We start from the raw sequence: 6,085 nt of genomic DNA on the forward strand, positions 1-6,085 counted from the left end.
TGGGTGCTAAGGTTTCACTCGTTGCAAGGGCCTGTGGCGCAGTCTGGTAGCGCACCTCGTTCGCATCGAGGGGGTCTGGGGTTCAAATCCCCACAGGTCCACAACAACGCTGTTCACGAGATCCCGGTCAGACGGTCACCGTCCGACCGGGATCTCGTCGTTCGCGCCTCTGCTTGTCGAAAGTCACCGGATTCGCACGGTGTTCGACGCAAGAGACCGAGGAAAGAGCCACACCACGTTGGACGATGTCCTGGCCCGCTGTCGCGGCACGCGCAACCCGATCGAGCGGATCCTGAATCATGCCGCCCATGAGCGCCGAATGAGCCGGGCCGCAGGAACACGAAGGCTGACAGGGGCTCTGTCGGCCGGTCTGATGCTCGCAGTGCTGACGGCGTGTTCGCCCTCGGACGACGCCGCCGTGCGTTACGCCGAGGACTACGCCAACCATGAGCCACTGAGGGTGGTCGGCTACCCGTCCACCGGTTCACTGGAAGTGACGCAAGAGATCGTCTGGCGGATCGCTGACGAGCGGGCCGAAGGGCTGCAATCGCTCGCGAGCAGCGACGGCACCGAGGACGAGACCAAGAGGACGGCCGCCAACTGGATCAAGGAGTTCGGCAAGGGCGCCCGGGGGAAGGTCACGGCGGACTTCTACGACGAGGGCTCCGACCGCCAAATGGTGGTGCTGTACTTCCACGACACCGGACAGATCAAGGACATTGACGTCCGGCTCGACGGCAACGGCGGCCAGGACGGTTGGCGCGCCCTGATGCGCGAGCCCGATCCGAAGCAGGTGGCGGCCCTACCCGGTTGGGTGCCCAGAAGTCCCGGCGCACTCGGCTCCACGCATCCGAAGTGAGCTGACTCCGACCAACGCTCAAGGGGCGCCTTCCACACGGAAGTGCGCATGCCGTGCGGTCGGATCGGGCTTTTAATGCTGAATGTTCGCTGTGTCTTTCTCTGGACCGGTGCCGGAGAGAGCACCTCCAGACCTCGGCAGCCATCCGTGTGCCGGTTCTCGTCGGGAGAAAGGCATGTCGTTGGCTCAGCCTCCGCACGACTCCCCGGCCGCTTCCTCCGCCTCCGCCTCCGCCCCTGCACCCGCGGCCCGCAAAGGCCTGCTGCGGCGGCTCGGTGAATGGTGCGCCCACCGCTGTGCGGTCGTCATCCTGGCCTGGCTCGTCGCCCTCGCGGGCCTGCAGGTTCTGCAGCACGCGTACGGCGGCGACTACTCCGACAACTTCTCGCTGCCCGGTGTCCAGTCGACGGAGGGGCGGGAGGTGCTCAAGGAACACGATCCCGCTGCCGGCGGTTACGCGGCCCAGATCGTCCTGAACGACACGGCCAAGCCGCTCACCGGCTTCGCCTCGCAGATGTCCACGGTGATCGGCAACCTCCAGAAGCTGCCGCATGTGCTGTCCGCGCAGAACCCGTTGCCTCCGCCGGGCTCGATGCCGCCCCCGCAACAGCCGTCCGGACAGAACATCGGCCCCCTGTCCACGGACGGCGTAACCGCGTACATCACCGTCCGCTTCGATGTGCAGCCGTCCACTCTGGAGAAGTCGTATCTCGACGGTGTGGACACGGCCGTCCAGCCGCTGCGCTCCGCCGGGGTGGATGTGGAGTACGGCGGCCCGCTGGGTGAGCTGGCCAGGCCCGCCGCCAACGACCGGATCAGCGAGCTGATCGGCTTCGGCGTGGCGGTCCTCGTTCTGCTGATCGGTTTCGGCAGTGTGCTCGCCGCCGGTGTGCCACTGCTGACGGCGCTGCTCAGTGTGATCTGCGGGCTCGCCTGCCTCGGGCTGCTCGCCGCCGCGTTCACCTTCGCCACCGTCTCACCCACCCTGGCCACCATGATCGGTCTCGGCGTGGGCATCGACTACGCGCTGTTCCTGATCACCAGGCACCGGCAGAACCTCATGAACGGCGCCGATCCGGTGGTCGCCGCGGGTAAGGCGGTGGCCACCAGCGGCCGGGCGGTGCTCGTCTCAGGATGCACGGTCATCATCGCTCTGATGGGACTGTCGGTCTCCGGGGTCAGCTTTATCTCCAAGCTCGGGGTGGCGGCCGCCGTCACCGTGATCACGGCGGTCGCCGGCGCGCTCACCCTGGTGCCCGCGCTGCTGGGGCTGATCGGCCGGCGGATCGACAAGTACCGGGTGCGCAAGCCGGTCGCGGAGACGGACGCCGTGCCGGGCGCCGTGCCGGGCGCCGTGCCGGGCGCCGTGCCGGGCGCCGAGCCGGGTGCCGGGGAGCACGGCAGCTGGCACCGGTACGCGCAGCGCGTCGAGCGACGGCCGTGGTGGTTCCTGACCGGCGGGGTGGTCGTCATTGTCGTGCTCGCCATCCCGCTGTTCTCCATCCAGCTCGGCCACATCGGGGACGGCGCCGACCCGAAGTCCTTCACGGACCGGCGGGCGTTCGACCTGATGTCCGACGCCTTCGGCCCCGGGTCCAACGGGCCGATGACCCTTGTCATCGACCAGACCTCGGTGCCGGCCGCCGACCGCGCGGCGCTCGCGACACAGGCTCAGAAGGCGCTCGCCCATGTGTCCGGGGCCGCCGTGATCACCCCGCTGAAGCCCACTCAGGACGGAGACGTACTGGTCGGCACCGCCTATTCGGAGCAGGCGCCGCAGGACGAGGTCACCACAGAGCTGGTCAACCGGCTGGACGACGACGTCCTGCCCGAGGCCGTCAACGGCACCTCCGCACAGGGCTATGTCACCGGGACGACCGCGGCCCAGGTCGACTTCCTGGACATCGTCTCCAGCCGACTTCCCCTGATCATCGCCGTGGTGGTTGCCCTCGCCTTCCTCATCATCCTGATCGTCTTCCGCGGGCTGCTGGTCGCGGTCAAGGCGGCCGTGCTCAACGTCCTGTCCATCGCCGCCTCGTACGGAGTTGTGGTGGCCGTCTTCCAGTGGGGCTGGGGCGGTCCGGCGCTGGGAGTGTCGGGCACGGTGCCCATCGAGAGCTATGTGCCGATGATGATGTTCGCGATCGTCTTCGGGCTGAGCATGGACTACGAGATCTTCCTGCTCTCCCGCGTGCACGAGGCCTGGCTGCGTACCGGCGACCCGAAGGCGAGCGTCGCGCACGCGCTGGAGATCACCGCACGCGTCATCACCTGCGCCGCGCTCATCATGGTGAGCGTCTTCGCCGCCTTCGTGGTCAGCGACAACATCGTGGTCAAGATGCTGGGCCTGGGCCTGGCCGTGAGCGTGCTCATCGACGCGACCGTGGTGCGGCTGCTGCTGGTGCCGGCGGTGATGACGCTGATGGGGCGGGCGGCCTGGTGGACGCCGCGGTGGCTGGACCGGATCCTGCCGCATGTGGACACCGAGGGCGAGGACGAGGACGAGATGGCAGGCGCGGCCGGTGACGGCGTGCCTGCGGGCAGCGGGCGGCGCTGACCCGGCCCGAACGCGCCGGGCGGGACCGGCGGGGGCTGAGCGGCCCCCGCCGGCTCCCGAAGGGATCAGGAGGACTGGGCCTTGTCGTAGACGGCCTTGGCCTCATTGCCGAAGTACGGGCCGAACATCCGGTTCGGCAGGAAGGTGTAGCCGAAGCTGTTCACCGATGCCTGCAGCCCGGTTCCGGTGGCCTCGCTGAACGAGGTGAACCAGGGGCCGCCGCTGGAGCCGCCCGTCATATTGCAGCCCAGGCTGTGGTCCTTGGAGAACAGGAAGTCCTTCGAGCTGTTGCCGCTGCAGTAGATCAGCTTTGTGCCGTCGTACGGGGCGGCCGCGGGGAAGCCGAAGGCGTACATGGGCTTGTTGTAGCCGCCGTTGAAGCTCAGGCCCTGCGCACCGACCGTATCGGCGAGCTTGTTGCCGTTCAGCGGGGCGACGACGGCCAGGCCGACGTCGTAGTTGATGTCCTCACTCGCCACCCATTGGTCCGTCGAGAACGTCTTGGTGGCGGACCACTGACCGTACGGCGCCTGGCCGTTGTTGTACGCGGGCACGAAGACCCAGTTGGTGTGCCAGCTGCCCTGGTACTTCACGCAGTGGCCCGCGGTGATCACTGTGCTGCCGTTCTGGCTGGTGACCGAGTCGCCGGAGCAGGATGCCGTACGGCCCTGGAAGGTGAAGAACACCCGGCCGGACGTCTTGACCACGGCGCCGCCGCCCGTCCACGCGCCGCCGGCCTGCGGGAAGGCGGTGGGGGATACGGCTGCCGGGGAGACGGCGGTCGGCGGGACGACCGTCTCCTTGCTACCGGACCGCGGGGCTCTGATCGAGCCGGGAGCGGCCTGGATCAGATCGAGCGGAGTGGCGTTGCGCATCCGCTCCGAGGTCCAGAAGCCCTGTGTCTGCTGCTGTTTGAAGACAGTGGGTGCGGGGGGCGGAGCGGGGGCTGCGCCTGCGGTGGTGGCGGACAGCGCTCCGGTGAGCAGGGTGCCGACGGTCAACAGGATCCCGGCGGCGGTGCGATGGCGTCTCACGCATGTCTCCTTCTGCCGTGCCCGCGCGTGGAGTCGCGCGGGCAGGGTGGGGGATGAGGCGGTGCGGATCGGCTTGCGTGAGGCAGAGTGCCACGGGAATCGCGTTTATGTCAGGGGCGCGACAAAGGCTTGGCGAAGCACCGGCTCTCGTCGTGATGGCGGTAGTGGCCGAATTTGGCGCACGGCAGATAGCCGGACGAGGTGTAAAGGGCGATCGCCTCGGGCTGCTTGGTGCCGGTCTCCAGAACCATCCGGGTACGGCCGGCGGCGCGGGCGTCGTCCTCCAGCGCGGCGAGGATCCGGCGGGCGAAGCCCAGGCCGCGCGCCTCGCGGATCACGTACATGCGCTTGAGCTCCGCGTCTCCGTCGCTGTAGCCCTCGCCGCCTGCTTCCTGCGAGCGCCAGCCGCCGCTGGCGACGGGACGGTCGTGATCGTCGTACGCGAGAAGATAGAGGCCGCGCGGCGGCAGGAACATCGTGGCGTCGAGCGGTGTGGCATCGCCCTCGCTCTGGTACCTCTCGGCGTATTCGAGCTGCACCTGGTCATTGAGTTTGACGGCATCGGGGTGGTCGAAGGGTACTTGGCGGAAAATCATGCGGACGATCGTACATGTATGCAATGCGGGCTGTCGGTGTGGTGCTCGGTAGGGTGCCGGGATGCTCACCGTGACAACCGTGAATGTGAATGGTCTCCGCGCCGCGGCCAAGAAGGGCTTTGTGGAGTGGCTGGCCGCTACCGCCGCCGACGCGATCTGCCTCCAGGAGGTACGGGCCGAGGCGCACCAGCTCCCCGACGAGGTCCGCGAGCCGGAGGGCTGGCACACGGTGCACGCCCCGGCCGCGGCGAAGGGCCGCGCGGGCGTGTCGCTCTACACGCGGCGTGAGCCGGACCAGGTGCGGATCGGGTTCGGGTCGAGCGAGTTCGACGCGAGCGGCCGGTATGTCGAGGCGGATCTGCCCGGCGTCACGGTCGCCAGCCTCTATCTGCCGTCGGGCGAGGTGGGGACGGAGCGGCAGGACGAGAAGACGCGGTTCATGGCGGAGTTCCTGCCGTACCTCGCCGAGCTGAAGGCGCGGGCGGCGGCTGACGGACGCGAGGTCGTGGTCTGCGGCGACTGGAACATCGCGCACCAGGAGGCCGACCTCAAGAACTGGAAGGGCAACAAGAAGAACTCCGGCTTCCTGCCCGAGGAACGGGAGTGGATGACCCGTGTCTTCGACGAGGCGGAGTACGTCGACGTGGTGCGCGCGCTGCATCCGGACGAGGAGGGTCCGTACTCCTGGTGGTCGTACCGGGGACGGGCTTTCGACAACGACACGGGCTGGCGGATCGACTACCAAGTGGCGACGCCGGGTCTGGCGAAGCGCGCGGTGAAGGCGTGGGTCGAGCGGGCGGCGACGCACGGGGAGCGGTGGAGCGACCATGCGCCGGTGACGGCGGTCTACGAGCTCTAGCGGTGCACGAGCTGCAGCGGTCTACGGGCGGTGGCGGTGCACGCGCTCGGGCGGTGCGCGAGCTGTAGCGGTCCACGGGCTGTGGCGGTGCACGAGCTGCAGCGGTCTACGGGCGGTGGCGGTGCACGCGCTCGGGCGGTGCGCGAGCTGTAGCGGTCCACGGGCTGTGGCGGTGCACGA

5 protein-coding genes and 1 tRNA gene are annotated in these 6,085 nt (G+C 68.7%); 4 read left to right on the forward strand and 2 right to left on the reverse strand.

The features are described 5' to 3' along the window. Positions 1–27: 27 nt before the first annotated feature. The 3 genes from ACFYXH_RS10280 (at position 28) to ACFYXH_RS10290 (ending at position 3,416) form a co-directional block, all read left to right on the forward strand. Positions 28–101, forward strand: a tRNA-Ala gene (locus ACFYXH_RS10280). A 218-nt stretch (positions 102–319) separates the two neighbouring features. Then, complete coding sequence (locus ACFYXH_RS10285) at positions 320–859, forward strand: hypothetical protein (protein WP_389561643.1); 540 nt, start codon at positions 320–322, stop codon at positions 857–859. Positions 860–1,034: 175 nt separating this feature from the next. Then, positions 1,035–3,416 carry an MMPL family transporter gene (locus ACFYXH_RS10290; protein WP_389561644.1) on the forward strand — a complete coding sequence of 794 codons (2,382 nt, stop codon included), beginning with the start codon at positions 1,035–1,037 and terminating at the stop codon, positions 3,414–3,416. A 65-nt stretch (positions 3,417–3,481) separates the two neighbouring features. Here the strand turns inward: ACFYXH_RS10290 and ACFYXH_RS10295 are convergent, their stop codons facing one another. After that, positions 3,482–4,450 carry a trypsin-like serine peptidase gene (locus ACFYXH_RS10295; protein ID WP_389561645.1) on the reverse strand — a complete coding sequence of 323 codons (969 nt, stop codon included), beginning with the start codon at positions 4,448–4,450 and terminating at the stop codon, positions 3,482–3,484. Positions 4,451–4,560: 110 nt separating this feature from the next. Further along, positions 4,561–5,046 carry a GNAT family N-acetyltransferase gene (locus tag ACFYXH_RS10300; protein WP_389561646.1) on the reverse strand — a complete coding sequence of 162 codons (486 nt, stop codon included), beginning with the start codon at positions 5,044–5,046 and terminating at the stop codon, positions 4,561–4,563. A 61-nt stretch (positions 5,047–5,107) separates the two neighbouring features. Between ACFYXH_RS10300 and ACFYXH_RS10305 the strand changes: the two genes are divergently transcribed. After that, the gene (locus ACFYXH_RS10305) at positions 5,108–5,905 is read left to right on the forward strand and encodes an exodeoxyribonuclease III (protein ID WP_389561647.1); all 798 of its coding nucleotides are present in this window, start codon (positions 5,108–5,110) and stop codon (positions 5,903–5,905) included. Positions 5,906–6,085 lie beyond the last annotated feature (180 nt).

It is taken from the genome of Streptomyces sp. NPDC002730, from assembly GCF_042888805.1.
Classification (GTDB): domain Bacteria; phylum Actinomycetota; class Actinomycetes; order Streptomycetales; family Streptomycetaceae; genus Streptomyces.